The sequence below is a fragment of the Mariprofundus ferrooxydans PV-1 genome, assembly GCF_000153765.1.
GTDB lineage: Bacteria > Pseudomonadota > Zetaproteobacteria > Mariprofundales > Mariprofundaceae > Mariprofundus > Mariprofundus ferrooxydans.
In genome coordinates this window covers 364,100-387,531 of record NZ_DS022295.1, presented here as the reverse complement: position 1 = coordinate 387,531, position 23,432 = coordinate 364,100, and the positions used below count along the sequence as shown (strand labels likewise).

At 52.7% G+C, this 23,432-nt stretch carries 21 protein-coding genes; 6 read left to right on the top strand and 15 right to left on the bottom strand.

Annotation, left to right across the window (positions count from 1 at the left end; translation table 11 throughout):
- Nucleotides 1–5: 5 nt before the first annotated feature.
- Entirely contained in the window at nt 6–230 is a 225-nt protein-coding gene (locus SPV1_RS08650) for an RNA-binding S4 domain-containing protein (RefSeq protein WP_009850783.1), read from the bottom strand.
- Nucleotides 231–419: 189 nt separating this feature from the next.
- Here SPV1_RS08650 and SPV1_RS08645 point away from each other — a divergent pair, with 189 nt between their 5' ends.
- Complete coding sequence (locus SPV1_RS08645) at nt 420–1,289, top strand: NAD(P)-dependent oxidoreductase (RefSeq protein WP_009850782.1); 870 nt, start codon at nt 420–422, stop codon at nt 1,287–1,289.
- Between the two features lies 1 nt (nt 1,290).
- On the opposite strand, the gene SPV1_RS08640 is transcribed toward SPV1_RS08645, so the two are convergent.
- Nucleotides 1,291–2,016 (bottom strand): hypothetical protein, encoded by a 726-nt coding sequence (locus SPV1_RS08640; RefSeq protein WP_009850781.1) that lies wholly within the window; start codon nt 2,014–2,016, stop codon nt 1,291–1,293.
- 251 nt (nt 2,017–2,267) lie between these two features.
- Here SPV1_RS08640 and SPV1_RS08635 point away from each other — a divergent pair, with 251 nt between their 5' ends.
- Nucleotides 2,268–4,571 (top strand): diguanylate cyclase, encoded by a 2,304-nt coding sequence (locus SPV1_RS08635; protein ID WP_009850780.1) that lies wholly within the window; start codon nt 2,268–2,270, stop codon nt 4,569–4,571.
- An 81-nt stretch (nt 4,572–4,652) separates the two neighbouring features.
- Here the strand turns inward: SPV1_RS08635 and SPV1_RS08630 are convergent, their stop codons facing one another.
- The 4 genes from SPV1_RS08630 to SPV1_RS08615 form a co-directional block, all read right to left on the bottom strand.
- A complete protein-coding gene (locus SPV1_RS08630) occupies nt 4,653–5,270 on the bottom strand; it encodes a flavin reductase family protein (RefSeq protein ID WP_009850779.1) in 618 nt (205 codons plus the stop codon).
- A gap of 206 nt (nt 5,271–5,476) precedes the next feature.
- The gene (locus SPV1_RS08625; RefSeq protein WP_009850778.1) at nt 5,477–6,064 is read right to left on the bottom strand and encodes a transglutaminase-like domain-containing protein; all 588 of its coding nucleotides are present in this window, start codon (nt 6,062–6,064) and stop codon (nt 5,477–5,479) included.
- Nucleotides 6,048–7,268 (bottom strand): acetylornithine transaminase, encoded by a 1,221-nt coding sequence (locus tag SPV1_RS08620; protein WP_040881771.1) that lies wholly within the window; start codon nt 7,266–7,268, stop codon nt 6,048–6,050. Before SPV1_RS08620 ends, SPV1_RS08625 begins: the two co-directional genes overlap by 17 nt.
- A 300-nt stretch (nt 7,269–7,568) precedes the next feature.
- On the bottom strand, nt 7,569–7,673 hold the full coding sequence (locus SPV1_RS08615; protein WP_009850775.1) for a hypothetical protein: 105 nt from the start codon (nt 7,671–7,673) through the stop codon (nt 7,569–7,571).
- A gap of 319 nt (nt 7,674–7,992) precedes the next feature.
- Here SPV1_RS08615 and SPV1_RS08610 point away from each other — a divergent pair, with 319 nt between their 5' ends.
- Nucleotides 7,993–9,726: an RluA family pseudouridine synthase gene (locus SPV1_RS08610; RefSeq protein ID WP_231288355.1), complete on the top strand. Its 1,734-nt coding sequence runs from the start codon at nt 7,993–7,995 to the stop codon at nt 9,724–9,726.
- A gap of 9 nt (nt 9,727–9,735) precedes the next feature.
- Here the strand turns inward: SPV1_RS08610 and SPV1_RS08605 are convergent, their stop codons facing one another.
- Together SPV1_RS08605 and SPV1_RS08600 are read right to left on the bottom strand one after the other, a co-directional pair.
- The gene (locus SPV1_RS08605; RefSeq protein ID WP_040881911.1) at nt 9,736–9,975 is read right to left on the bottom strand and encodes a thioredoxin domain-containing protein; all 240 of its coding nucleotides are present in this window, start codon (nt 9,973–9,975) and stop codon (nt 9,736–9,738) included.
- Between the two features lie 124 nt (nt 9,976–10,099).
- Complete coding sequence (locus tag SPV1_RS08600; RefSeq protein ID WP_009850772.1) at nt 10,100–10,603, bottom strand: FKBP-type peptidyl-prolyl cis-trans isomerase; 504 nt, start codon at nt 10,601–10,603, stop codon at nt 10,100–10,102.
- 377 nt (nt 10,604–10,980) lie between these two features.
- On the opposite strand from SPV1_RS08600, the gene SPV1_RS08595 reads away from it, so the two are divergent.
- A complete protein-coding gene (locus SPV1_RS08595) occupies nt 10,981–13,050 on the top strand; it encodes a tetratricopeptide repeat protein (protein ID WP_009850771.1) in 2,070 nt (689 codons plus the stop codon).
- A 174-nt stretch (nt 13,051–13,224) separates the two neighbouring features.
- On the top strand, nt 13,225–13,896 hold the full coding sequence (locus SPV1_RS08590) for an OmpA family protein (RefSeq protein WP_009850770.1): 672 nt from the start codon (nt 13,225–13,227) through the stop codon (nt 13,894–13,896).
- Nucleotides 13,897–13,907: 11 nt separating this feature from the next.
- Here SPV1_RS08590 and msrA read toward each other — a convergent pair whose 3' ends face one another.
- Both msrA and msrB read right to left on the bottom strand, forming a co-directional pair.
- Entirely contained in the window at nt 13,908–14,411 is a 504-nt protein-coding gene (msrA, locus tag SPV1_RS08585; RefSeq protein ID WP_009850769.1) for a peptide-methionine (S)-S-oxide reductase MsrA, read from the bottom strand.
- Complete coding sequence (msrB, locus tag SPV1_RS08580; protein ID WP_009850768.1) at nt 14,412–14,855, bottom strand: peptide-methionine (R)-S-oxide reductase MsrB; 444 nt, start codon at nt 14,853–14,855, stop codon at nt 14,412–14,414.
- A 123-nt stretch (nt 14,856–14,978) separates the two neighbouring features.
- Here msrB and SPV1_RS08575 point away from each other — a divergent pair, with 123 nt between their 5' ends.
- Nucleotides 14,979–16,163 carry a methyltransferase gene (locus SPV1_RS08575; protein WP_009850766.1) on the top strand — a complete coding sequence of 395 codons (1,185 nt, stop codon included), beginning with the start codon at nt 14,979–14,981 and terminating at the stop codon, nt 16,161–16,163.
- Between the two features lie 91 nt (nt 16,164–16,254).
- On the opposite strand, the gene SPV1_RS08570 is transcribed toward SPV1_RS08575, so the two are convergent.
- The 5 genes from SPV1_RS08570 to serC form a co-directional block, all read right to left on the bottom strand.
- Nucleotides 16,255–16,956: a cyclic nucleotide-binding domain-containing protein gene (locus tag SPV1_RS08570; protein WP_231288354.1), complete on the bottom strand. Its 702-nt coding sequence runs from the start codon at nt 16,954–16,956 to the stop codon at nt 16,255–16,257.
- Nucleotides 16,957–17,147: 191 nt separating this feature from the next.
- Complete coding sequence (locus SPV1_RS08565; RefSeq protein ID WP_009850764.1) at nt 17,148–18,926, bottom strand: sensor domain-containing diguanylate cyclase; 1,779 nt, start codon at nt 18,924–18,926, stop codon at nt 17,148–17,150.
- Nucleotides 18,927–19,273: 347 nt separating this feature from the next.
- Complete coding sequence (locus SPV1_RS13950) at nt 19,274–21,382, bottom strand: diguanylate cyclase domain-containing protein (protein ID WP_009850763.1); 2,109 nt, start codon at nt 21,380–21,382, stop codon at nt 19,274–19,276.
- Between the two features lie 91 nt (nt 21,383–21,473).
- Nucleotides 21,474–22,148, bottom strand: a complete 675-nt coding sequence (locus SPV1_RS08555; RefSeq protein ID WP_009850762.1) for a DNA-3-methyladenine glycosylase I — start codon at nt 22,146–22,148, stop codon at nt 21,474–21,476.
- A 176-nt stretch (nt 22,149–22,324) separates the two neighbouring features.
- Nucleotides 22,325–23,407 (bottom strand): 3-phosphoserine/phosphohydroxythreonine transaminase, encoded by a 1,083-nt coding sequence (gene serC, locus SPV1_RS08550; protein WP_040881768.1) that lies wholly within the window; start codon nt 23,405–23,407, stop codon nt 22,325–22,327.
- Nucleotides 23,408–23,432 lie beyond the last annotated feature (25 nt).

The following is a 23,432-nucleotide window of genomic DNA, read 5'->3' as shown; positions in this document are numbered from 1 at the left end:
CCGGATTAGTCACTTTCGCTACTGAGCCGGATGCAGATCTTTTCACCGGCAAACTCAACGATATCACCGACAACGATCTTCTTGCGCTTCTGCGTTTCCAGCCGGCCATTGAGCTTTACCAGCCCCTCAGCAATCACATGTTTGGCCTCCCCGCCACTGGATGCCAGGTTTTCAAACTTCAGCAGTTTATAAAGCTCAATCGGCTCTTCTGAAATCTCAACATTTCTCATATTCACTGCCCCTGACCATTATTTCACAACGCTTCAAGGCTGCCACAGCAGCACACTATTATCATCAGAATTGCCGCTTCCACCCGACTGACCAGCTGCGTTTCACCAGCCTGCGTAACAGGGCGTGGAAAAAACAATCACAACGCCTTATCATCTATCCCGATCATTTCTAAACAGGGGATTACAACGATGACACAGAACATTGGCTTTATCGGCCTCGGCATCATGGGAGAGGCGATGGCCGCCAATATTCTCAAGCAGGGGCATCCGCTGATCGTCTACAATCGCACGGTGGAAAAAGCCGCCGCACTGGTCGATGCCGGCGCCATGGTGGCAGACAAGCCGTCGCTGGTAGCCGACGCCTCGGATGTGATCATCCTGATGCTCACAGGCGAAGAGGCGGTAGATGCGGTACTGTTTGGTGAGGAAGGCCTGTTAAGCGGCGATTGCGAAGGTAAAACGGTGATCAACATGAGTACCGTACCGGTGGAGTGTTCGAAACGCTGGGCGAAAGAGTTGGCCGATCACGGCATGACCCTGATCGATGCGCCGGTATCCGGCTCGAAAGTCCCGGCACAGACCGGCACACTGGTCATTCTGGCCGGTGGGCCGGAGGCGGCCGTACGGGCACAGGAGCCCCTGCTGCTCAGCATGGGAAAAAAGGTCATTTACTGCGGTCCGACAGGCAGCGGCTCCGCCATGAAGCTGGCCATCAATCTCTTGCTCGGCATCATGACCGAAGGCATCGCTGAGGCCCTGCATCTGGCTGAATCATCGGGACTGGCGAGCGAAACGCTGTTGGATGCCGTGGCTTCCGGCCCCCTCTCCTGCACGCTGTTTCATCTTAAGGAGGAGATGTTCAAAACAGGCAATTACCCGCCGCAGTTTCCGTTCAAGCACATGGCCAAAGATATGCAGTTCGTACTGGCAGCCGCAGCGGAAAACGGCGCTCACCTGCCGCTCGGTACGGAGTTGGCCAAACTATTCTCCCCTGCGGCCGACGCCGATCTGCAAGAGCAGGATTTTGCCGCAGTTAAAACCCTGCTGGAGAGGCGTTAAATCACAACCACTCGGGATCAGGGGCCGCCTCACTGTGCTTTCGTATCGTCGCAAGCGAAAGACCATAGTGATAGGCGATTTGCTCATCATCATAACACTCCCCGCGCATCACCGGACAGGCAGTGCGAGCAAGACAGGAGCCGGCGCAAAGCGAGCCCGACTTAAGCCGCTCATCCATACAAGCATCCAGCGGAATCTCGCTACCGGCTGACACCACGGGACAGGCCGACAAACAGACTTTCTCCGGGCAGTGTAAGCACGGCGAAGGATCATCCATCGCAAGCGTCGGCGTAAATATCGTATCGGCCAGCACCACCGCCCGGTAAGCGAACCATGATCCCCAACGGCCATTGACACCGATACGAAACGGGGAGGCATGATGCCAGCCGGCAAGCTTCCCCAGCTGCTGCAAAGGCAGGTGAACAGGCTGTTGCGGATAGAGCAGCTGATAGCGACTGACGGGATTCTCTTCGTCGAAATACCGGGTAACCGTATCAACTGAAAAACGGTCAATCGGATGCTCTCCGCTCAGGTAGCCTGCGACTGCCTGCCACATGCGGCGACCGCCGTGGGCAAAGAGCAGCAACTGGCGATAACCCGTTGTTGCTGCCACGGCATCAATCGCAGCCCGCATCTCAGGGGTCAGTTCGGACAGATTAAACACCGCCTGCATATTCAGCCCGCTCTCAGCCAAAATGCTGCTCTCACCCGGATCTACACCCTGCATATACCCTCCATTGATACCTGCTTACGACAAGCACTACAAATCTGTAAACCCTGCCTCAGAGGAACAATCCTTAGAAGAGGCTCGTGCATATATAGTTTTCACCCTCTTCACCCGACATGCACACTAGCCCCGAATAACATCACCTGGCGCTGAAATATCGTAAGCCCAAACCCTGATTTCGGTATGATTTCGAAGTTATTTGTTATATTGTTGCTTCAATATTTTTTCCTGAGAGACGGAGTGCTTCGCCAGTGAACATCGTTACCTCTATCGCCCGCAAGAGCCTGGCCTGCACACTCTGTTTGTGCGGTTTGATATTGCTCATCTCCCGGCCTGCAGCGCTGCAGGCTGCAGAGAAGGTTTCCCTGCAGCTGGAGTGGAAGTACCAGTTTGAATATGCCGGCTTTATCATGGCAAAAGAGAAAGGCTTTTATGCGGATGCGGGCCTTGATGTTGACCTGATCGAGTATAAAACCGGCATTGATACCGTGGATAGTGTGCTCAGCAGAAAATGTAACTATGGCCTTCATAATTCCAGTGTTGTCATTAACCATGGACATCTGGAACCCATCATTTTGCTGGCAACATACTTTCAGCAGTCACCACTGGTTTTTGTCACCTCCAAAGCGATAAAATCACCCAGTGACCTGATCGGAAAAACCATCATGGGCACCCCGGACGAGCTGAAATACAGCTCACTGGCCCTCCTCCTCGACCACTTCTATATCAACAAAAAAAATACCCACTTCGTCAATCAAACCTTCAATATCGACGACTTCATTAAGCATAAAGTCGATGCCATGAGTGCTTTCAGGACCAACCAGCTCTATCTGCTTGATCAGCTAAAGCAGCCATATAATGTGATTGACCCGGCCGACTACGGCTTTGTCATGAGCGCGGTCAATTTGTTTACATCCTATGCTGAAGCCATTAATCACCCGGAAAGGACACGCCGTTTTATCAATGCATCCAATCGAGGCTGGGCTTATGCCCTGGCACACCCGCAAGAGACCATTGCCACAATTTACCAAAAATATTCCAAACGAAAGAGCATGAAAGCCCTGAGCTACGAAGCCGATGTCACAAGAAAAATGATGCTGTTGGACTTTTTTGAAATCGGCGCCACCAATAAAGAACTCGCATTAAGAGCAATCAAACAGTTCAAGCACAGCGGCTTGCTGCCGGCAGAAGAGCAACCAGGCACGTTCCTGTTTGATGAAGTCATCCACGATTTTGACCACAGTGCCACATTTACCGATAAACAGAAACTCTACCTGCAGGACAAAAAACTGATCCGTATGTGTGTCGACCCGGACTGGATGCCATTTGAAAGCATCAAGTCCGGTCAGCATATCGGCATTGTGGCGGACATTTTCAAGTTATTCAGAGCCGAACTCCCGATTCCCGTGCAACTGGTTCCGACCGGAAGCTGGCAGGACTCCATCACCAGCGCAAAAGAGCGGAAATGCGATATCTTCTCGCTGGCATCATCTACACCGGAACGCAGAAAGTATATGGACTTTACAACGCCGTATATCAAGGCGCCTATTGTCATGGCAACAACCATGGATAAATTTTTCATTGATGATATTGCCACGGTAGCCGACAGGAAACTGGGGGTTGTAAAAGGCTATGCCATAGCCGAATCGCTGAGGGACAAATATAAAAATATCAATATCGTTGATGTCGACTCGATTACCGATGGGCTGAAGCGGGTCGAGAGCGGCGAGTTATTCGGTTATATCGATAATCTGATGAGCATTGCTGCATATATACAAAAGGACTTTACCGGTGTCTTAAAGGTGTCATCACGCCTGGATCAGGATGTAAACCTCTCCGTTGCCACCCGCAATGACGAGCCGATTCTCAGGGATATATTCGAGAAACTGGTGGTTAATCTCGACAGCGATAAAAAACAGGCCATATTCAACAAATGGGTATCCGTGAAGCAGGAGGTCATGGAAGACTATACCTTTTTATGGAAATTGTTTGCCGGCATAGCGCTGCTCTCCTTTGGTTTTATCTATCACTTCAGCAGGTTGAACCGCCTGAATAACCGGCTGCGTGTCATATCGAATACGGATAAGTTATCCGGTCTGTATAACCGGGTGAAAATGGACTCGGTACTCACCGCTCAAAAAGCCAGCGTTGATCGCTATCAGAATAATGTATCACTGATCATGATAGACATCGATTTCTTTAAAGAGGTGAACGACACCTTTGGGCATGCCGTCGGTGATACTGTGCTGATTACGCTCTCTGACATCATGAAGAATAACGTGCGCGCCACAGATTACCTCGGCCGCTGGGGCGGAGAGGAATTTCTTATTGTTTGTCCCAACACCGGCCTGACCGATGCCGGGATACTGGCGGAAAAACTGGTCAGAAAGGTCAGTCAGCAGGCGTTTGATCAGGTCGGGACGGTGACGATCAGTGCAGGTGTCGCCTCTTTCTCAAAAGAAAGCACCATTGAGGATAGTCTGCTTCAGGTCGATAAGGCGCTATATCAATCCAAGCAGTCCGGTCGGAACCGGGTAACAATCTTCCAGAGATAAGTCTCGCCTGACTCTGTCACCGTTCTCTTTTCATGGCTGCAGGATGAGATTGGTCTCCGGACCGAGCCGAAAGCGGCGCTATCAGTCAGGGCGTTTTATATGCTTGATATCGTGTAGAAACCCATATTCATTGGCACCCAACCGGGCGACAGGATCAAGCTTCAGGGCATCGACCTTGATGCGGTCTGCCTGCGCTGCGTCATCCAGAATCACATCATCAATAAACATCCGCTCAATCTGTACAAACAGCAGGCTTTGCGGACCGGCTCCGATCTCCATAATCTCATGGAGTTTGCATCCGTAGGCGACGCGGGCATCGGCCAGTCGCGGCAGGGTAAAGCCGTCAAAGGGTTTCAGGGCGAGCCCCAACTGCTCAACCTCGGATATATTCGCTGAAAGCGTAGCACTGCTGGCATTCATCGCTTCGAGCATCGCGCGATCCGGAATATGAATCACGCAGCGCTTACTGCGCTCCAGATTGATGCGGGTATCCTTGAATCCTCCGCCTGGCTTCAGACCGAGTGAGAGCATCAGTAGCGGCGGTTCAGAACAGATCGCGGTAAAAAAGGAGAACGGTGCAAGATTGTAACCGCCGTTCTCGTGCTCTGTGAGTACCCACGCAATCGGCCGGGGCATCAGCGTTTGAATGGTTTGAAAATAGCGCTGGCCGCTGCTTAATTCGTCAAAATCCAGAATCATGCTGATTTCCTCTTTGGCCCGTTATCCGGTCGACTACTCGCTCAGGCATCAGCAGATACGAACATGATCCGCTGATGTCCCGGCACGCGCTAACGATAGCCGCACCGGAGTAAAATGCATGCCTGCATTGATCGCGTGTACTGCATCTCTCTGCTCTCGCCTGTTACGCGCGTTAACGACGCATCAAATCATCCACGCGATCACACTTACACGGGCTTTTGCACCAGATAGATGTCAGGCAGGTGGTTGGCCACTTCCATGTAAGTGGCACTGTTCTCCAGCAGACGTTGTATCATTGGTAACGGCTCAGCCCATATCTCCGGAAAATCCGCCTCACCCTCGGCAACAACAGGAAACGCCAGCCTCTCTACCGGCGGGCAAAAAGCTGCATCAACCTCCGCACTGTTTCCTCTGGCATCCACACGATACCAGCCGAACGGCTCCAGCCAGATAGCATTGAGTCCATGCAAGCTAAACGGAGGCACACCGCCGGATATCGTCAGTCGTTGATAACAGAGCCCGCACGGTATGCCGTTGGCACGCAGCAGTGCTGCCAGCAGGTGACTTTTCGCGTAACAGTAACCGGTACCATATTTCAGCACATCCGATGCCCTGCAGGTCACCGGACTCAAACGATAATCCCAACTATGTTTGATCTCGTCACGGACAAACTCATAGCAGGCTTTAGCGATATCAACTGCGTGGCTGTGACCCGAAGCGAGTCTTGCCGCCTGATTGAGTACCAGCTCACTCTGCCAGTCAATGACAGCGCTTGATTCAAGATAGCGATGCATCCCTGACCTCCTCTGCTGCAAGCGTCGTTTTGAGATCGGCACAGGCGGCATTAAGCAGTGCAAGCATCCGGTCAATCTCGTCCGCCGCTACATTCAGTGCAGGCATAAACCTGAGCGTATGCTCTCGTGGCGCATTGATCAGTACCCCTGCCGCAAGCATATGCTCCACCAGAGCAGCAGCCGGCAGACTCCCTGTATCCATGGCAAGCAGCAGCCCCTCTCCCCTGACCTCACCCAGCCCATATTTGCCGGATATCTGCGTCAACCCACTGCTCAGTCTCCGGCCCATAACCCTGACATGATGCAGAAAACCCGGAGCAAGCAACGCATTGACCACCGCAAGCCCCACTGCAGTCATCAGCGGGTTTCCGTTGAACGTACCCCCCTGATCACCCGGCTCAAAACAGGAGACCTCCTTTTTAATGGCTAAACCCGCCAGCGGGACACCGCCTCCCAACCCCTTGCCAAGGGTCATGATATCGGGCTCAACACCACTATGTTCATAGGCAAAGAGCGTCCCCGTCCTGCCCATACCGGTCTGCACCTCGTCAAAGATCAGCAGCACTCCGTGTTCATCAGCCAGACGCCGCAATGCACGCAGATAGTCTTCCGGCATCGGATGCACGCCAGACTCTCCCTGTACCAGCTCCAGCATAATGGCAACGGTATTTCTGCCGATGGCAGCCTCCACGGCATCGATATCATGCCGTGCAACCTTGATAAAACCCGGCATTTTCGGTGCATACAACTCCTCCCACCCAGACTTTCCCGAAGCGCACATCGTGGCTAGCGTCCGCCCGTGAAAGCCATGCTGCAGCGTGATGATTTCAAATGCGCCTAGCTTATACATTGCCCCCCACTTGCGTGCCAGCTTGATCGCGCCCTCATTCGCCTCAGCCCCGCTATTGGTGAAAAAGAGCTGATCAAAGCAACTGTGAGCGGCGATCATATCTGCAAGCTCTATCATCGGTGCATTGAAATAGCCGGGGCCCGGATGAATCAGTTGAGCCGCCTGACGGGCCAAAGCTTCGGCCACAATATCCGGCGCGTGACCGAGACAATTCACCGCCCATCCCTGCACAAAATCAAGGTAGGGCTTATCATGGCTGTCCCACAACCATGAGCCTTTTCCCCGCACAAAACAGACATCCGGACGTCTGGCTACAGGCATCACAGACGGGTGCGGATTATCATAGTTTTTCATAGCTACCTCCATTGGCAGTGACATTTGATAGTGATATTCAAGGCATAAAAAAAGGGTCACAGACAGCTGCCTGTGACCCTTTAAAGAACTGGAACCGGTATCAGTTTACGATGTAAACAGACACTTCTTTATTGCACAGACAGATTGATAGCGGCGACGTCGGATATCGGCACCGTTTACCTGCATATAGATGCGGTTGATGATCTGTTCTGTGTACATGCGCGAAGGATTATCTAAAAGCCACACAGGCGTCAAGAGCTCCGCTACTGATTGCCTGCCTATCGGATAGCATACCGCCACTTACAGATTCAGGGTATATAACCCGTACATAAGCATGATAATCACAATGGTCATCAAAAAATCACGACCCGGTTTATCGTGTGAATGTTTACGCTTGGTGAACATGGCAACCTCCAGTCAGTTGATGAACATAAGGCAGCGCCATTTAACCGGTCAGTATCGCCCACGGCTGTGGGCTGGCTCACTATTCTTGTTTTTAACTTCAATGATTTAGATCCTGAACTGATTGCTACGCAGGGTACCGATAGCGACACATCTCATCGGGCAACAGGAGAGTCCGTCAATGAATCGTAAACGCCTTCATTTTTTGCCCCGTATCAGGAGAAGATATTCATCCTCTCGTGATTTCCCGGTCAATCCCGCTAGCTTGCCGCACCGATGCGGCTTATAGCTATAAATAAACAGGGGTTCATTCTGAATGATCATGCGCACCACAAACAGCGAGGCCGGTGAACCGCACACAGCCAAATGTTCTCCCCTGCTTGGACAGCAACCGAACTTCGATCAGCATACACCCCTGATCACCCGCTTTCCGCAACCTCCGGCGGCAGATGAGATCCCCGCACTCATCCCCTCCCCTTTTTCTAATACCCCCCACCCACTAGCCAGACAGGCCAGCCTGATCCTCCAGCAACGGTTGAACAGCAAGGATCTGCAAGCCACGATGAGATCAGAGTGCGGAAAGATGTTCGGAGTTCTGGTCGTGCGCGACAGGCATGGAGAGATCGGTTTCCTCAGTGCATTTTCCGGCATGTTGTTCGGCCACTGGCAGTGGCCCGGCTTTGTACCACCGCTGTTTGAACAGGCAGAACAGGACAGTTTTTTACCCGCCGGCAGAGCCGGACTGGCGGATATGACCCGGAAACTGCAGCAGCTTGAGTCATCTGCCCTGCGTTACGAACTGGGGCAAAAAATCGCAAGCATACAGCAACAGCGTGAGCATGCCCTGACGTTACTGCGACAACGCCACAGTGAGGCAAAATCGCTGCGAAAACAGCAACGACTGACACTGCTTATGCAGCAGGACGATGCCCTGCACCGTAAAGAGATGGCTGCCCTTGCGCTGGCCAGCCAGCATCATAAACGCGAAGCAACCAATGCCAGAGCTCACTGGGATGAAAAACTGCAGGGGCTGCAACAGCAGCTCGAGCTGCATGAGCAGCAGATCAGGCAATTACGGAATGCGCGCTCAGAGAGCTCACGGGTGCTGCATAAACAGGTCTTTGCGACCTATCGCCTGGGCAACCTGTTGCATGAGCAACAGCCCATCAGCCACTTTTATACCGATGCCAGACCGCCGGCAGGCTCAGGCGACTGCGCCGGCCCCAAACTGATTCATTATGCACGTCAGCAGCGGCTACAGCCGCTGGCCATGGCCGAGTTCTGGTGGGGAGCCTCCCCCGCAACCGGCGTCAGGCATCATGGTCACTATTATCCGGCATGCAGGGGAAAGTGCCGTCCTATATTGCCGTTTATGTTGCGCGGTCTGGATGTCGAGCCGGAGCCCTGCCACGGTCGGGCCATGACAACATCCGGGATAGAGATTGTGTATGAGGATGATCAGTTACTGGTGGTCAATAAACCGGCCGGATTGATGTCGACGCCGGGCAGGGAGATTGAAGAGTCGCTCTTCTCCCGACTGGCCCAACGCTACCCCCAAATACCCGAACTGACGCTGGTACACAGACTGGATATGGATACATCAGGCCTGTTGCTGGTGGCAAAAGATCTGCGCACGCACAAGCGGCTGCAGAAGCAGTTTATCGAACGCAGCGTGGAAAAGTGCTATGAAGCGGTGCTGGTGAAGCGCTTACCGGCACAGCCAGATCAGGGGCGTATCGAACTACCGCTGCGCGTGGATCTGGATGATCGGCCGCGCCAGATGGTCTGCTACCAACACGGCAAACCGGCTACGACACGCTGGCAGATTATTGCACGGGAAAATAACAGGACCCGCATCTGGTTTTATCCGGAAACAGGGCGCACGCATCAGTTGCGCGTACATGCCTCGCACCGCGATGGACTTAATGCGGCGATTGTCGGTGACGGTCTCTATGGCCTGCCGGCAGAGCGGCTGATGCTGCATGCCCGACGTCTCTGCTTTACCCACCCGGTCAGTCGTGAGCCAATGGTGTTTGAACTGCCGGCGCCATTTTAAGCGTCTGGCTTACGCCTGTAAGGTTTTCAACCGTTCAACCACCTTGTCAGTCGTGGCTTTGCTTATCATGTAGTTATCGACAAGCACCAATGGCGCATGAGCGCACTGGCTGCGGCAATCGCCCGCGCAAACCTTCAGCCCCATCTCCTCAAGCTCTGCCGCCAGAGCTCGGCCGCCGGAATCGCTGCATTGCGGTCCGTGACAGACTTCTATCGTCGGTGTGTTAACGGTAGTTGATGCACTACTCATGATTCCCTCTCCAAGCGGTGTAAACATTCTGTTGGTTTGCCCGCACACCAAAGCCGGGCAAGCATGGAAAAGGGCCGCCCGTGAAGACAGCCCTTTTAATTGATCTGCTAATCGTATCGCGGTTTTAGTTGCAGCAATCCTCTTCGCCGCAGCACTCGCCGCCATGCACATGACCGTGCTCCAGCTCTTCTTCCGTTGCCTCACGAATAGCTTCCACTGTCACATCGAAGTGCAAACGCATGCCAGCCAGCGGGTGATTGCCGTCCACGGTCACATTATCGCCGTCAATTTCAGTAATGCGTACATACTGGAGCTCGTCTTCATCGGGCATCTCGGCCTCGAACTCCATACCCACCTCGATGTTATCCACGCCTTCAAACATTTCAGCGGATACGACCTCAACCAATGACGGGTCGATCTCTCCATAGGCATCGGCAGCATCCAGCGTCACCTTCAGCTTGTCACCAACGCTCTTGCCTTCAAGTGCAAGTTCCAGTCCCGGCACAATATTCTCTTCACCATGCAGGTAAAGCAGAGCATCTCCGTCGTCGGATGAATCGAGCACCTCTCCGGCATCATTGCTCATGCTAAACTGAAGTGAAACGACTTTATGATTGCAGATCTGCATCAATATCTCCTTGAACCGGCGACTTCTCTCTGCTCACCGAATTCTGATGCGCGGCAACCTACGCATACAAAACCGGATGACAAATGTAAGTCATAGACAGTCAGCGGGTTCGACCCACTGCACCATGCTTTCGGTGCCCTCTGCCGAGGGTATTTGTTTGAAATAAAACGCATTAATCGTTGCCACTATTAAGGCAGAATATATACATACGCAAACAACCAAGGTTGTAATGTACACTGTGACTTCGCTTTAGCACATACTGACAGGCAGCTAAAGAGGTCGGTCACCCAGTCCACACTCGTCGAAACCGCCGTATTGGACATTTCCGCCCCCACCTCTAAAGTTTGTAAGCAAAGAAGCTTAAGGACTTAGGACAGATGGCTCGAAAAACCAGAAAGAAGACACCACCGCCAAGAAAGGTAATTCATCGCCCTCCGCAACCGCCACAGACACAGATCAATGCCATCGCCCAGCGTCTGAACAGCGGTGATCTGGAAACGGCCGAAAAGCTGGCACAATCATTAGCCAGATCGTTTCCCGGTCACGCGCATTCGTGGACAATGCTGGGCATCGTCCTAGCACAAATGGGCAGAGTGGCCGAATCACTTACACCCCTGCAAAAAGCCGTCAACCTGATGCCGGGTGATTCTGGCCCCCATTCCAACTTGGGTAACGCACTCTTACAACTTGGCAGATTACAGGAGGCCGAAGCCTGCTATCGCAAGGCCATTGCAGTGAATCCCAACGACCCTGATTCCCACTATAAACTGGGCAATGTACTGAGCAGTCTGGAACGGCTACCGGAGGCCGAAGTCATTTACCGCCGTCTCCTTACACTGCTACCAGAAAATGATGCGGCAAAACTGGCATATGTACAGTGTGTTGCACTGATGCGATTTAAAAGTTACGGCCCCTTTCTCTATAAAACAGTCGCGCAGGCGCTCAATGACGCCTGGCTTCGTCCGACAGATCTGGTCGGTGTCGCCTGTAATCTGTTGACAATAAACCCGTTGATCGCGCCCTACCTACAGCAAACTGATATGCCACATCATCAAGTCCGCCCGATCAATCAACTCTGCGAAGGCAATACGCTGGCGGAGATCGGCAACGATCCTTTGTACAAAGCGCTGTTACGGTCGGTGCCCGTCTACGACGAAAATCTCGAACAGTGGTTAACAGATGCACGACAGATGCTGCTTAACGCCGCCAACGCAACAACAAATCCGCTCCAAACATCCTGGTTTTCATTTTTCGGTCCTCTGGCTGAACAGTGCTTTATCAACGATTACCTGTTCTATTGCAGTGCCGATGAGATACAAACAGCAAGCGCATTGAAAGACGCCCTGATTACGACACTTGAGAAAGAACCAGAAGAGGTATCCCCGCTCCGGCTTATCGCGGTTGCCAGCTATTTTCCGCTTTACTCAATAGCAGGCTCGCATAAGCTGCTTGAGCGGCAGTGGCCCGATGCCATTCAAAGATTGCTCATCCAGCAGATCAAAGAGCCCCGGGAAGAGATAGCGTTGCGCCCTTCCATCACTTCGCTGACCCCCGTAGAGAATGAGGTGTCACTGGCGGTTCAGGCACAATACGAGGAGAGCCCCTACCCGCGCTGGGTTAAGCTGCCGGCAGCCATTGAGCCTGTAGCCATCAATACCTACCTTCACAGTCTCTTCCCCGGAGTGGTTATTGAACCCATCGAGAACATGATGCAGCCGGATCTGCTTGTTGCCGGCTGCGGTACAGGTCAGCACCCGATTGAAACGGCCCGATTAATCCGCAACGCCAGTGTCCTGGCTGTGGACCTGAGTCTGGCCAGCCTCAGTTATGCCGAGCGCAAAGCCCGGGAGATGGGCATTCAAAACATCGAGTTTGCCCGTGCGGACATTCTGAAGCTGGGTTCATTGGATCGAACCTTCGATATCATCGAATCCGTCGGTGTATTGCATCATCTCGATAGGCCGGAGGAGGGTTGGAAAGTGCTTGTATCCATGCTGCGTCCGAACGGTGTCATGCGCCTTGGTTTCTACAGCGAGGTTGCACGGCGACACGTCGTCAAGGCACGCGAACTGATCGCCCAAAGAAATTTTGCCGCCACGGCAGACGGCATCAGAAAGGCCAGGCCCTACCTGCGCGAAGTTGATCGTAATCAGACACTCGGCTGTGCCGTACGTTCCACCGATTTTTACAGTCTCAGCGCATGCAGGGACCTGCTATTTCATGTGCAGGAGCACCGCCTAACGCTAGCGCAGATCCAGCAATTCATTGACGAGAACGGTCTGACCTTCCTTGGCTTCACGGCCGAACCAATGACGATCCGCGCCTATCATACGCGTTTCCCCGACGACCCGACAGCCACCAACCTGGAGAACTGGGCCATATACGAGCAGGAGAATCCGGATGCTTTTTTTGACATGTACCAGTTCTGGCTTCAAAAGCGTCCTTGATCGCTGCTGTTTGCCGGAAGATGCTTCCGGGATGTCTCAACACGGACACCTTGTAGAAGGATAAAACTTGACCTGCGACGCGTGAGAAACTAAATAAAGGTTAACGGTTTTTTCTTATTGAAGGAGATGGTGCTGCCTTCGTGACACTACCAGCCTTCGATAGAGGAGGATGTCATGAAAACCATGCGAACCATCGCCATCTTCACGCTCTCCGTTCTACTCGCCGGCTGTGCCAACACCGGCACCTTAAGCCAAAAGGATCAAATCGTGCTGGCTGCCACCATTGCAGGCGCCGCCGCAGGTGTTCCGATCGGCAATGCTGCCAGCACCGCAGCCAATGCGGGACTTTACGGGGGCCTGATTGGCGCAGCTGCGGGGTTTGTCGTCGGAGAAACCGCAGTGCAATACCTGGATCGGCAGGAAAAAGCCGTACGTCTGAGTAAGGATGCGACAGCGGGCAATATCGTGGTTCAGCGCGAAACGCCGCAAGCACTGAAGCTGACCCTCTCCCGTGATGCCGCTTTCGCCTCAGGCTCCAACGAGCTGAGCGAACAGGGCAAGCAGACACTCGATGACGTTGCCACCCTGCTCAAACGGTATAAAAAAACCAGACTTACCATTACCGGCCACACCGACAGCACAGGAACAGCCCTGTTCAATCAAAGCCTGTCGGAGCGACGCGCGCTGGCTGTTGCTTCCTACATGATCAGCAAGGGTGTCTCGGCTGACCGCATCGCATCATCTGGCATGGGTGAAAGCAGCCCGGCATACCCCAACGACAGTGCCGCAAACCGCGCCAAAAATCGTCGTGTCGAGATCCTGATCACCACGCCCGATCAGGCCTGACGACACTCTATTCATTTACGCCGTATGGGTAACACCCAGTCCGATCGCGGGTAGTGGCAGGTATAACCGCCGGGATAATGTAACAGATAATCCTGATGCTCCGATTCGGCCTCCCAGAAATCACCTGCCGGCTCAACCTGGGTAACCACCCTGCCCGGCCATATACCGCTTGCTTCAATATCGGCAATCGTGTCGAGCGCGGTCTCTTTTTGCGTCTCATTCACATAATAGATCGCAGAGCGATACGATGATCCCCTATCGTTACCCTGACGGTTGGGCGTCGTGGGATCATGGATCTGGAAGAAGAACTCCAGCAGTTTTCGGTAGGAAAGCAGTTCAGGGTCAAAGATAACCTCAATGGCTTCGGCATGCGTTCCGTGGTTGCGGTAGGTGGCGTTGGATACATCGCCGCCGCTATAGCCCACCCGGGTGGAGACAACTCCGTGAAGTCTGCGTATCAGATCCTGCATGCCCCAGAAACATCCGCCGGCGAGAATGGCGCGCTCCTGTGCCATTCAGCTATCCTCCACCTGATCAAGATATGCCCCATACCCCTGCGCCGCCATCTCATCGCGAGGCACAAAACGCAGCGAAGCCGAATTGATACAGTAACGTAAGCCACCGTGCTCTTTCGGACCATCCGGAAACACGTGCCCCAGGTGACTGTCACCATAGTGACTCCGCACCTCGGTACGGATCATGCCGTGGCTGCTATCGCGCAATTCATCCACATGCGCAGGCTCGATTGGTTTGGTGAAACTTGGCCAGCCACAACCTGATTCATACTTGTCGGTTGAGGCAAACAACGGCTCGCCGGAGACGATATCTACATAGATTCCCGGCTCCCTGTTATGCAGATATTCACCAGTGCCGGGGGGCTCGGTTCCATTTTGCTGCGAAACCCGAAACTGCTCGGGCGATAATCCGGCGATGGCATCTGGTGACTTTTGATATCTCATGGTTTCGTATCATCCTATAAAAAAGCGGTATCTGTCCAGAGCAGAGGCATTTAAGCATGTCCCGCCTCCGGCATCTTTGAGAATATCCTTCATGCCTGAGTTAAATTAGCCTTACCACCTGACATGCGTCATATCGGATATCACGAGCGCTTGAAACAACTGGATCAATTCCTTGTTGCAAGCCAACACCTCTGGCAACCGCACCCGTTCAAAACCGAACGGCCGGCATGGTGTGAATCCCGGCCGGAGCTGACCCGGGCACTGTTGGATCTGGATGAAGCGACACTGGCGCATTATGCCTCCGACAATGAAGCACTGACCTCATTCCTCTCCGGTTTCGTGCCTGAGTTAAGCGTGATCCCTTCGCTCACAACGTTACCCGCAACAAAACAACATCATCGACTCGCAACAGAGCCGCGCTTTAGTGCCGGCATTCCCGGCAGAAAATGGCAGCAGATCAGATCGCTTTATTGCAGCATGGAGAAACCGCAACAACCCATCACCGAATGGTGTGGCGGCAAAGGCTATCTTGGCCGTCTGTTATCCGAAGCGTGGCAACAACAGGTGACCACACTGGAGTATAACCGGGAGCTGGTAGAAGCAGGCAGAGCGCTTGCGGGCAAATTCAATGTAAACCAGCAGTTCAAACATGTGGATGTATTAACCGTTCAGACCGGTGAATACCTGAGTAACCAACACACTATTGCGCTGCATGCCTGCGGTGACCTCCATCGTCAGCTGATCCGCCAGATTATCCGGACAAACGCGCCGGGTTTCACCCTCGTGCCATGCTGTTATCACCTGGGGCGCGATCAGGCTTACACGCCGTTTAATCGTGAGCTGACACTAAAACTCTCCAGAGAAGCCCTGCGTTTGGCCGTCAATGAAACCGTTACCGCCCACCACAATGAGATCAGAAAAAGGAATCAGGACATGGCGTGGAAACTGGGCTTTCAGCTACTCAGGGCGGAGCTTGTCGGCAGCAGTGATTACCACAACTTCAGACCTGTCCCGAGAGCGTGGTTACAGGAGGGTTTTCACTCCTACTGCCGGAAACTGTGTGAGCGCGAGCAACTCATGCTGCCCCACAAAGTGGATTGGCATGGGTTGGAAAGCAGAGCGTGGAAGCGTCAGTTTGAGGTGATGCGCCTGCAACTGCTGCGTCACTGCTTCAGGCGTGTTCTGGAGCTGTGGCTGATCATGGATATGGCGGTTTATCTGGAACGTAGTGGCTATACGGTGAATGTGAGCACGTTTTGCACCAGATCATTAACCCCGCGCAATATCATGATTGAAGGGGTGCTTTAAGCCCCGGTTACCCAGTCTCTGGTTGCAAACCTGAACATGAGTAAAAGTCCCCTGCTTGCGCAGGGGGCTTTTTTGATGACCGTCGCTTCTGTCAGGTCAACTGCCTGATCAGCTGCGATGAACCCGACTGTTTTCTGTTGATGATCTGATCGATGAAGTTCGGCTGTTTCACACTTGTTTTCTGATCTATCAGCACAGAAACAGCGGCAACCGAGCTGGATGACTCACGCACGTCGGCCAACTGCCCGCATGTCCTGCGCAGATTCTGACTCAGTGATTTGGAAAGAGTCTGCAGGAATGCAATGCCGATGCCGGGACGCTTCTCTAAAATATGTTCGAAGCTTTCGCGTGTGATCTTCAGCAACGTGCAAGGTGTACGGGCAATCACGGTGGCATGGCGAGGGAAGTTCTCTACCAGTGCCATCTCACCGACCAGGCGTCCACGGGACAGCGTTGAAACAGAGACCATTCTGCCGTTTTGCGACTCCTTGAGGAGTTCAAGTGTGCCGGAAACGACAAAACACATATAGTCGCTGTTGTCACCCTCACTAAACAGGCGCTGCTGCTCATCCAGACGGGTGATTCTCATATGCGCGGCAAGTGCGCCGACCTCTATAGTGTCAAACTTGTCAAACAACGGAATAGCGCCTGTCATCTCGATAATTTCATCGATCAAAGATTCAGGCTGCTTAAACGGACCGAACAAAGTGTCTGAAGCGAAAACGTAATCCTGACTCTGACTGCTGTCAGCCATCATATTCTCGTCTTTCTGCTCTATAATATCTGAAATCATGGAAGCAAGCTGCATAATAATATCTCCTGACTTTAATAATGCTGATATTACTAATGCAAGGAACCGGCCAAATACTATTTTTTAATAAACTACTTTAAATACAATAAGTTACGGATATTTCACGGGATGGATATTTTTGCCTGTGGGAAAAATATTCCCTGCAGACCGGGATCTTTTTTCCACAACGGGAATCAGGGCCCCTCCGCCAGCTCAATGCAGTTACGGCCACGGGACTTGGCACGGTAAAGCGCGGCATCGGCACGGCCTATTGCCTGAGTCAGCGTCTCTCCGGTTACATCAACGCAGGCAACGCCGAAGCTGGCCGTAACTTTGATGGCCAGATCGTCGAGCGTAACCTCCAGCTGCCCTATCGCGCCCCTGTAACGCTCCGTCAGTGCAGCGGCATCCTGCAGGCTGGTCTGCGGCAGCAGAACGATAAACTCTTCGCCGCCAATGCGTCCAATCGTATCCACAGTCCGGGTCATGCCGCGCAGTGTTTCGACCACAGCAACGAGTACGGCGTCACCGGTAGCATGTCCATAGTTGTCGTTGATCGATTTAAACAGATCAAGGTCGATCATCACAACAGCAAGTGGCGTGTTATAACGTCTGGCCCGGTCAAACTCTGTTTCGCCGGATTCAAAGCAGGCCCGGCGATTTAGCGCTCCTGTCAGCGCATCCGTCCGTGCCAAATGCTCTGTATCTCTCATCGCCTGTTCCAGTGCTGCCGTGCGTTCTAATACTACCCGCTCAAGCGTTTCCTGCTCCTGCTCCAGATGTTCGATATGCATTAGCTCCATCGTCTCCTTCTCATTCATCAGCCGGTTAATACGATCGGCCAGTGCAAACGAAAGCAGTACTCCCTCAATAAAAAAACCCAATGCAGGTGCAAAGCTGGTAGCGAAATCAGACGGGATGACAGCGGTATTGCGCAGCATGGCAATAAGCATAGCCAGGCTCCAGACACTCCATCCGGCCACATAAAATCGGGCATCCAGCCTGCCCCTTCGATATTGCCACAGCCCTATCAGCGGATAAAAGATCGTTAGAAATGCACACAGAAAAACAAGTTTCAGCGCATAATCGCGCCATCCGAAAAGATAACAGAGCAGCGCAAGCCCGCCTGCGATAAAAACCGCCTGCAGCACCCGGTCGATGAAGCGGGAGTCGCGCGTGCACAGAAACATACGCGTAAACTGGGTCGCCAACAGCAGCGTCAGTAGCGGGAATAAAAGCGGCGAAAAATCAGAAAACCAGGTCATGGACGGCCATAAGTAACGATAGCCCAGACCGGTAAGGGTGATCAGACTCATCACGGCCGCCATCACGTAGGAGGTATACCAGATATATTCAGGCATACGTGTGGAGTAACCGATCAGCAGATTATAGAGCACCAGCAGAATACCAATGCCGACAAAGCCTCCGATAACAAAATAACGTTTGGCATAGTGCAGGTAGAAAGCATTCGGCGTCCACAGACGCAGTTGTGTCTCGGCCAGGCCCGGCAGTTGATAGGAGAAATGAACCCAAATGCGCTGCTTTACACCGGGCGGCGTATTCACAGGATAAAGATTACTCTCCGCCGCAACAGCACGCTGTGCAAACGCGACGTGATCGCCGCCGGTAAGCGGCTTTGCCCCGTCCATGTAAAAGGAGACATGATCCCACTGCGGATAAATAGCCTCCAGATACCACGACAGCGGTGTATTGCCGCTGTTTTTTACGTCGATACGCAGCCAGAAGTCGGAGCTGCTGACACCGAAATTACTCTTGCCCTGCGGCAGCGGCGCAAATTTTGCGGCCAACGGTTCACTTCGCACCTGCTCAAGGGTGTAGTCATGCTTTGCATCTTCCAGGTAGCGGACTTCCGCCTGCGTGCTTACCCCCTCCATATCAGATGAGAGATCGATCAACGGCTCAGCCTGGCATAGTGCGCTGACAAACTGTGTAGCAAGCAGCAGCAGGCACATTGTCAGGGTATGATTTCTTGTGGCTCGGGGCTCAGAGCTTATGTTGAACATGCTCACCCTCTGCAGCGCTTACGCGCCATACAGTATCCAGCCATTTCCATGCTTTTACTCATCCTTTTCAGCGAAGTTCTGCTTTACCAGAAACAAAACCACGAAATATGCAAAACCTCTTCATCCACCGGGTTGAAGCGAGCGTAATCTACAGCAAGGGACACCACAACGACTGTAAAATAATATCCTCCTGCTTTCACAGGTGGTTTTAATATACGGACCACAACAGATCGGCACCTATCTCTATCGCCCTGGAACTGACTTCTACAGCTTCAAGTCGCAATAGCTGTGCATACTTATAACTCCATTGCTGCAACACAATCGCGGCCATAGATGCGATACTGCTGCTTGCCTGATGTCTTGGCCAAATACATTGCGGTATCGGCCTGTTTGACTATTTCATTGCAACTACTACTGTCGTCCGACCCAATGGTGATACCAATACTACAACCAATATCGCAGGCAATACCGGCTGCCAGAGTTGGTACGCTGAACCGATTCAGAATTTTCTCGGCTACCTGAATAATTGCTGTATCACTCAACAGCTTTTCCAGAATGATGACAAACTCATCACCGCCAATCCGAGCCACAGTGTCGGCATCGCGAACAAGCTCTGTCAGACTGTTTGCAATGATACAGAGCAGAGCATCGCCGACATCGTGACCATGGTTATCATTTACCGCCTTGAACCCGTCAATATCGATAAACATCAATCCCACTTTATCTTTGTTGCGACTAGCATGAGCAAGTGCATGTTCCAGCCGGTCGATGAACAGGGTCCGATTGGGCAGCCCTGTCAGCTGATCATGATGGGCCATATGCGACAAGCGCAGCTCGATATCCTTCTGCTCGGAAATGTCATTAAAAATACTGACATAGTTGGTGATCTCACCGGCATCATTACATACAGCAGAGATCGACAGGCGTTCGGGATAGACACCGCCATCTTTACGCTTGTTCCATATCTCGCCTGCCCACGCGCCATCGCTGAGCAGAGAATCCCACAAATTGCGGTAGAACTCCGCTGACTGGCGCCCTGATGACAGAATACGCGGATTTCTACCAATCACCTCATCACGAGAGTAGCCGGTGATGACGCAAAAGGCCGGATTAACCAGCAGGATATTGGCCTGATGATCACAAATCATAATAGCATTGGAATCGCTCTCCATCACCTTGGCGGCTAAACTAAGGTCCCGTTCAATACGTTTCTGGCGTGTGATATCGCGACCGGCATGAATAATCTGGCAGACGTTATTCTCCCCGTACTGCATCATCGACACGGTAATCAGCACCGGGATGCTATGCCCGTCTTTGTGCAGGAATTTGCGCTCGATACTTTTGATTTCGCCCTCATCAGCAAGCCGTTTCTCTTCCCCCGCACTCAGCTCTATACCACCGTCGATCAATGCGTCCAGAGGCTTATCTTTCAACTCATGCTGCTGATAACCAAGCGTTGCCAGCACAGCCGGGTTGGTGAGCTGAATTTTATGCTCACTGTCCGTAACAAAAAGCATCTCACCCATGGAGCTCATGATGGTTTCAAAATATTCACGCGATACGGTGGAGTTTTTTAGCGCATCCGTCATGTGGTTGAATGAGTCGCCCAGCATGCCGATTTCACTCTTGTTGCGCATATTGATGCGGGTCTCCAGATTTCCGGCTGCTATATCGGCTGTTGCTTCAGCAACCTGCTCAAGTGGAATCAGAATCTGCCTGCGGATAAACAGGAACAGCAGCAGCCCGATCAACAGTGCGACTGAAATGCCGAATACGATGGTATCATGCAGTGCCCTGGAAATGCGCTGCTGGGCATGGGCAACTGAAGTGGTGATACGCAAGATACCGCGAACCTTTGATTGATCGTAACCATGACAGCCCATGCATGCGTTACGTGCTCTGATCGGCAGCAGAAAGGTCAGCTTGCCGCTGGCCTCATCAAGCTTGCTGAATTCATTACCCGCTACGGCTTTGGCAAAAGCTGCCGGATCCAGATCGGTGATTTTTTTCGCAGGTTTGAGTGCACGGCTGAAACGATTCTCATCCAGATAACTGTTCACCGCATCCAGGGTTTTACCATCCAGAAATGCCTGATAATGGTTCTTGCGGATGACCTGAACAATGAGCAGTTCCGGACTTTTAGAAACGCGTTCGATCCAGTCGGTTGCGTACTCGGCATTACCGGAGAGCATCAGCGTTTGCAGGCTGCGGGATAGTCCGTCAGCCATGAATGCAGCACGTTCCACCTCCTCCTGATAGATTGATGCTTTCTGCTTGCTGAATAACAGATATTGGCTGCTGGCAAATGCTACCAGCAGAACCAGAATCAGCGTGAGCTGAAAGCGGGTATTAAGCCGGTTGGACCAGCTTATTTTGTTTTTAGTGTTGTACGCACTCTTCGCCAACCATGATCCCCTTGTTCCTCTGAGTTGTTATCTATCGGCAATGGTAAGGTAATCATGAATACATTCAGCCCTTATCCTTCCAATACACAAATTATGAGCTGATCGTGTAGGCGGCTATTTTGCTTATATGCGTATAGGAGCGGTTTGATTCTTCATGCCATTGATTAAAGGCCTGCTGAATGGCGGCCAGCTCCTTTTTTGACGTTGGATTATCCTTGATGTCGAGGCCGCTGTTTTGTAAACAGCGAATCACATCTTTGCCAAGATAAAAGCTATCCTTGCCCACATTACGCAGGAACCGCTGACCTGTGTTACCACCGAGCCTTGCACCGCGCTTCTTCAGCAGCTCGAGCAACCCGATCAGATCCGATGCAGGCCAGTCGGCAATAAAGCGACCAAAGCTGCCGGTCTCCAGCGCGATATCCTCAATGAACTGCGCATTGACCCTGACCGAACCGATCTTCTGGCGATTTCGTGCGATGCGCGTATCCGCGCAAATCTCTTCCCAATCCTCCGGCTGCAAACTGAGAACCCTGTTCACATCAAAGCCATGGAACACATCTTCAAAGCCCTGCCACTTTTGATTGATCACCCGCCAGACAAAACCGGCCTGAAAAATGCAGCGTGTCATTTCAGCCAGGAAGCGGCTCTCATCCAGCGACGCCACCGCTTCCACGCTGCTGGCTTCAGGCAGCAACTGCTCCAGCACATCCACGCCACTCTTGTGTTCCGCCGCACGCAGGTAGATCTCTTCAAACTTCAACACAGCCCCTTTCCCCTTGTTTCTTTAATCAACCTCTAAACTGAAGTTGCCTTCCATCAATTTCCACCCATGAGTTCAGAGTATAGGTATAATTCCGTACATGAATCTGGGAAACCCGACCGACACGAAAAAGCCCCCTGCTTTCGCAGGAGGCTTTGATTATCGGATCAGGCTGATAATTAACTCTGGCTGCTTTCGAATTCCTGCATCCAGGCAACCAGCGCATCCACGCCCTCTTCCGGCATCGCGTTGTAGATGCTGGCACGCATACCGCCGACGGAGCGATGTCCCTTCAGGGTAGCCAGGCCGCGCTCTGCCGCACCGGCAAGGAAAGCAGCGTCCAGATCGGCATTAGCCAGTGTGAACGGTACATTCATCCATGAACGTGCATTGATAGCGACCGGGCTGCCGTAGAAATCGGTTGCATCAATTGCAGCATACAACTTGTCGGCCTTGCGCTTGTTGACCACAGCCATCGCCTCAAGTCCGCCCTGCTCCTTGATCCACTCGAAGACGAGACCCGACACATACCAGCTGTAGGTCGCAGGCGTATTGTACATGGAATCGTTTTCGGCATGCGTGGCGTAATTGAACATCGTAGGCGTAATGTCCGACGCCTTGCCCAGCAGATCTTCACGAATAATCACAATGCACAGGCCGGCAGGGCCGATATTCTTCTGTGCGCCGGCATAGATCATGCCGAATCTGGAGACATCAATCGGACGCGAAAGGATGGTGGAAGACAAGTCCGCAATCAGAGGCACGTCGCCCGTCTCCGGAATATAATCGAACTCAACGCCGCCAATGGTCTCGTTCGGCGTGTAGTGTACATAGGCCGCATCGGGATTGAGCTTCAGCTCAGCCTGAGTCGGCACGGTGGTAAAACCGTTACCCGAAGTATCTGCCGCGATATTTACGCTACAGTAGCGCTTTGCCTCGGCAATCGCCTTCTTCGACCACATGCCGGTATTGATATAATCGGCACTCTTCTTCTCGCCCAGCAGATTCAGCGGAATCGCTGCGAACTGGGACGAAGCGCCGCCCTGCAGAAAGAGCACCTTGTAGTTATCGGGGATCGACATCACGTCGCGCAGATCTTTCTCCGCTTTTGACGCGATCGACATATACTCTTTACCGCGATGGCTCATCTCCATCACCGACATACCCGAACCGTTCCAATCCAGCATCTCGGCTTGCGCGCGCTCGATTACGGCGGTCGGCAGCATTGCCGGACCTGCACTGAAGTTAAACTTTCTAGCCATGGTTACATCCTTTTTGGGGCATATT

Bases quoted from the DNA above. Each gene is read 5' to 3' on its own strand.
- SPV1_RS08640 (WP_009850781.1), bottom strand. From the start codon at position 2,016: ATGCAGGGTGTAGATCCGGGTGAGAGCAGCATTTTGGCTGAGAGCGGG.
- SPV1_RS08565 (WP_009850764.1), bottom strand. From the start codon at position 18,926: ATGTGCCTGCTGCTGCTTGCTACACAGTTTGTCAGCGCACTATGCCAG.
- SPV1_RS08575 (WP_009850766.1), top strand. From the start codon at position 14,979: ATGCGTCATATCGGATATCACGAGCGCTTGAAACAACTGGATCAATTC.
- SPV1_RS08590 (WP_009850770.1), top strand. From the start codon at position 13,225: ATGAAAACCATGCGAACCATCGCCATCTTCACGCTCTCCGTTCTACTC.
- SPV1_RS08610 (WP_231288355.1), top strand. From the start codon at position 7,993: ATGCGCACCACAAACAGCGAGGCCGGTGAACCGCACACAGCCAAATGT.
- SPV1_RS08645 (WP_009850782.1), top strand. From the start codon at position 420: ATGACACAGAACATTGGCTTTATCGGCCTCGGCATCATGGGAGAGGCG.
- SPV1_RS08615 (WP_009850775.1), bottom strand. From the start codon at position 7,673: ATGTTCACCAAGCGTAAACATTCACACGATAAACCGGGTCGTGATTTT.
- SPV1_RS08595 (WP_009850771.1), top strand. From the start codon at position 10,981: ATGGCTCGAAAAACCAGAAAGAAGACACCACCGCCAAGAAAGGTAATT.
- SPV1_RS08570 (WP_231288354.1), bottom strand. From the start codon at position 16,956: ATGATTTCAGATATTATAGAGCAGAAAGACGAGAATATGATGGCTGAC.
- msrB (WP_009850768.1), bottom strand. From the start codon at position 14,855: ATGAGATATCAAAAGTCACCAGATGCCATCGCCGGATTATCGCCCGAG.
- SPV1_RS08650 (WP_009850783.1), bottom strand. From the start codon at position 230: ATGAGAAATGTTGAGATTTCAGAAGAGCCGATTGAGCTTTATAAACTG.
- msrA (WP_009850769.1), bottom strand. From the start codon at position 14,411: ATGGCACAGGAGCGCGCCATTCTCGCCGGCGGATGTTTCTGGGGCATG.
- SPV1_RS08625 (WP_009850778.1), bottom strand. From the start codon at position 6,064: ATGCATCGCTATCTTGAATCAAGCGCTGTCATTGACTGGCAGAGTGAG.
- SPV1_RS08620 (WP_040881771.1), bottom strand. From the start codon at position 7,268: ATGAAAAACTATGATAATCCGCACCCGTCTGTGATGCCTGTAGCCAGA.
- SPV1_RS08630 (WP_009850779.1), bottom strand. From the start codon at position 5,270: ATGATTCTGGATTTTGACGAATTAAGCAGCGGCCAGCGCTATTTTCAA.
- SPV1_RS08605 (WP_040881911.1), bottom strand. From the start codon at position 9,975: ATGAGTAGTGCATCAACTACCGTTAACACACCGACGATAGAAGTCTGT.
- SPV1_RS08600 (WP_009850772.1), bottom strand. From the start codon at position 10,603: ATGCAGATCTGCAATCATAAAGTCGTTTCACTTCAGTTTAGCATGAGC.
- serC (WP_040881768.1), bottom strand. From the start codon at position 23,407: ATGGCTAGAAAGTTTAACTTCAGTGCAGGTCCGGCAATGCTGCCGACC.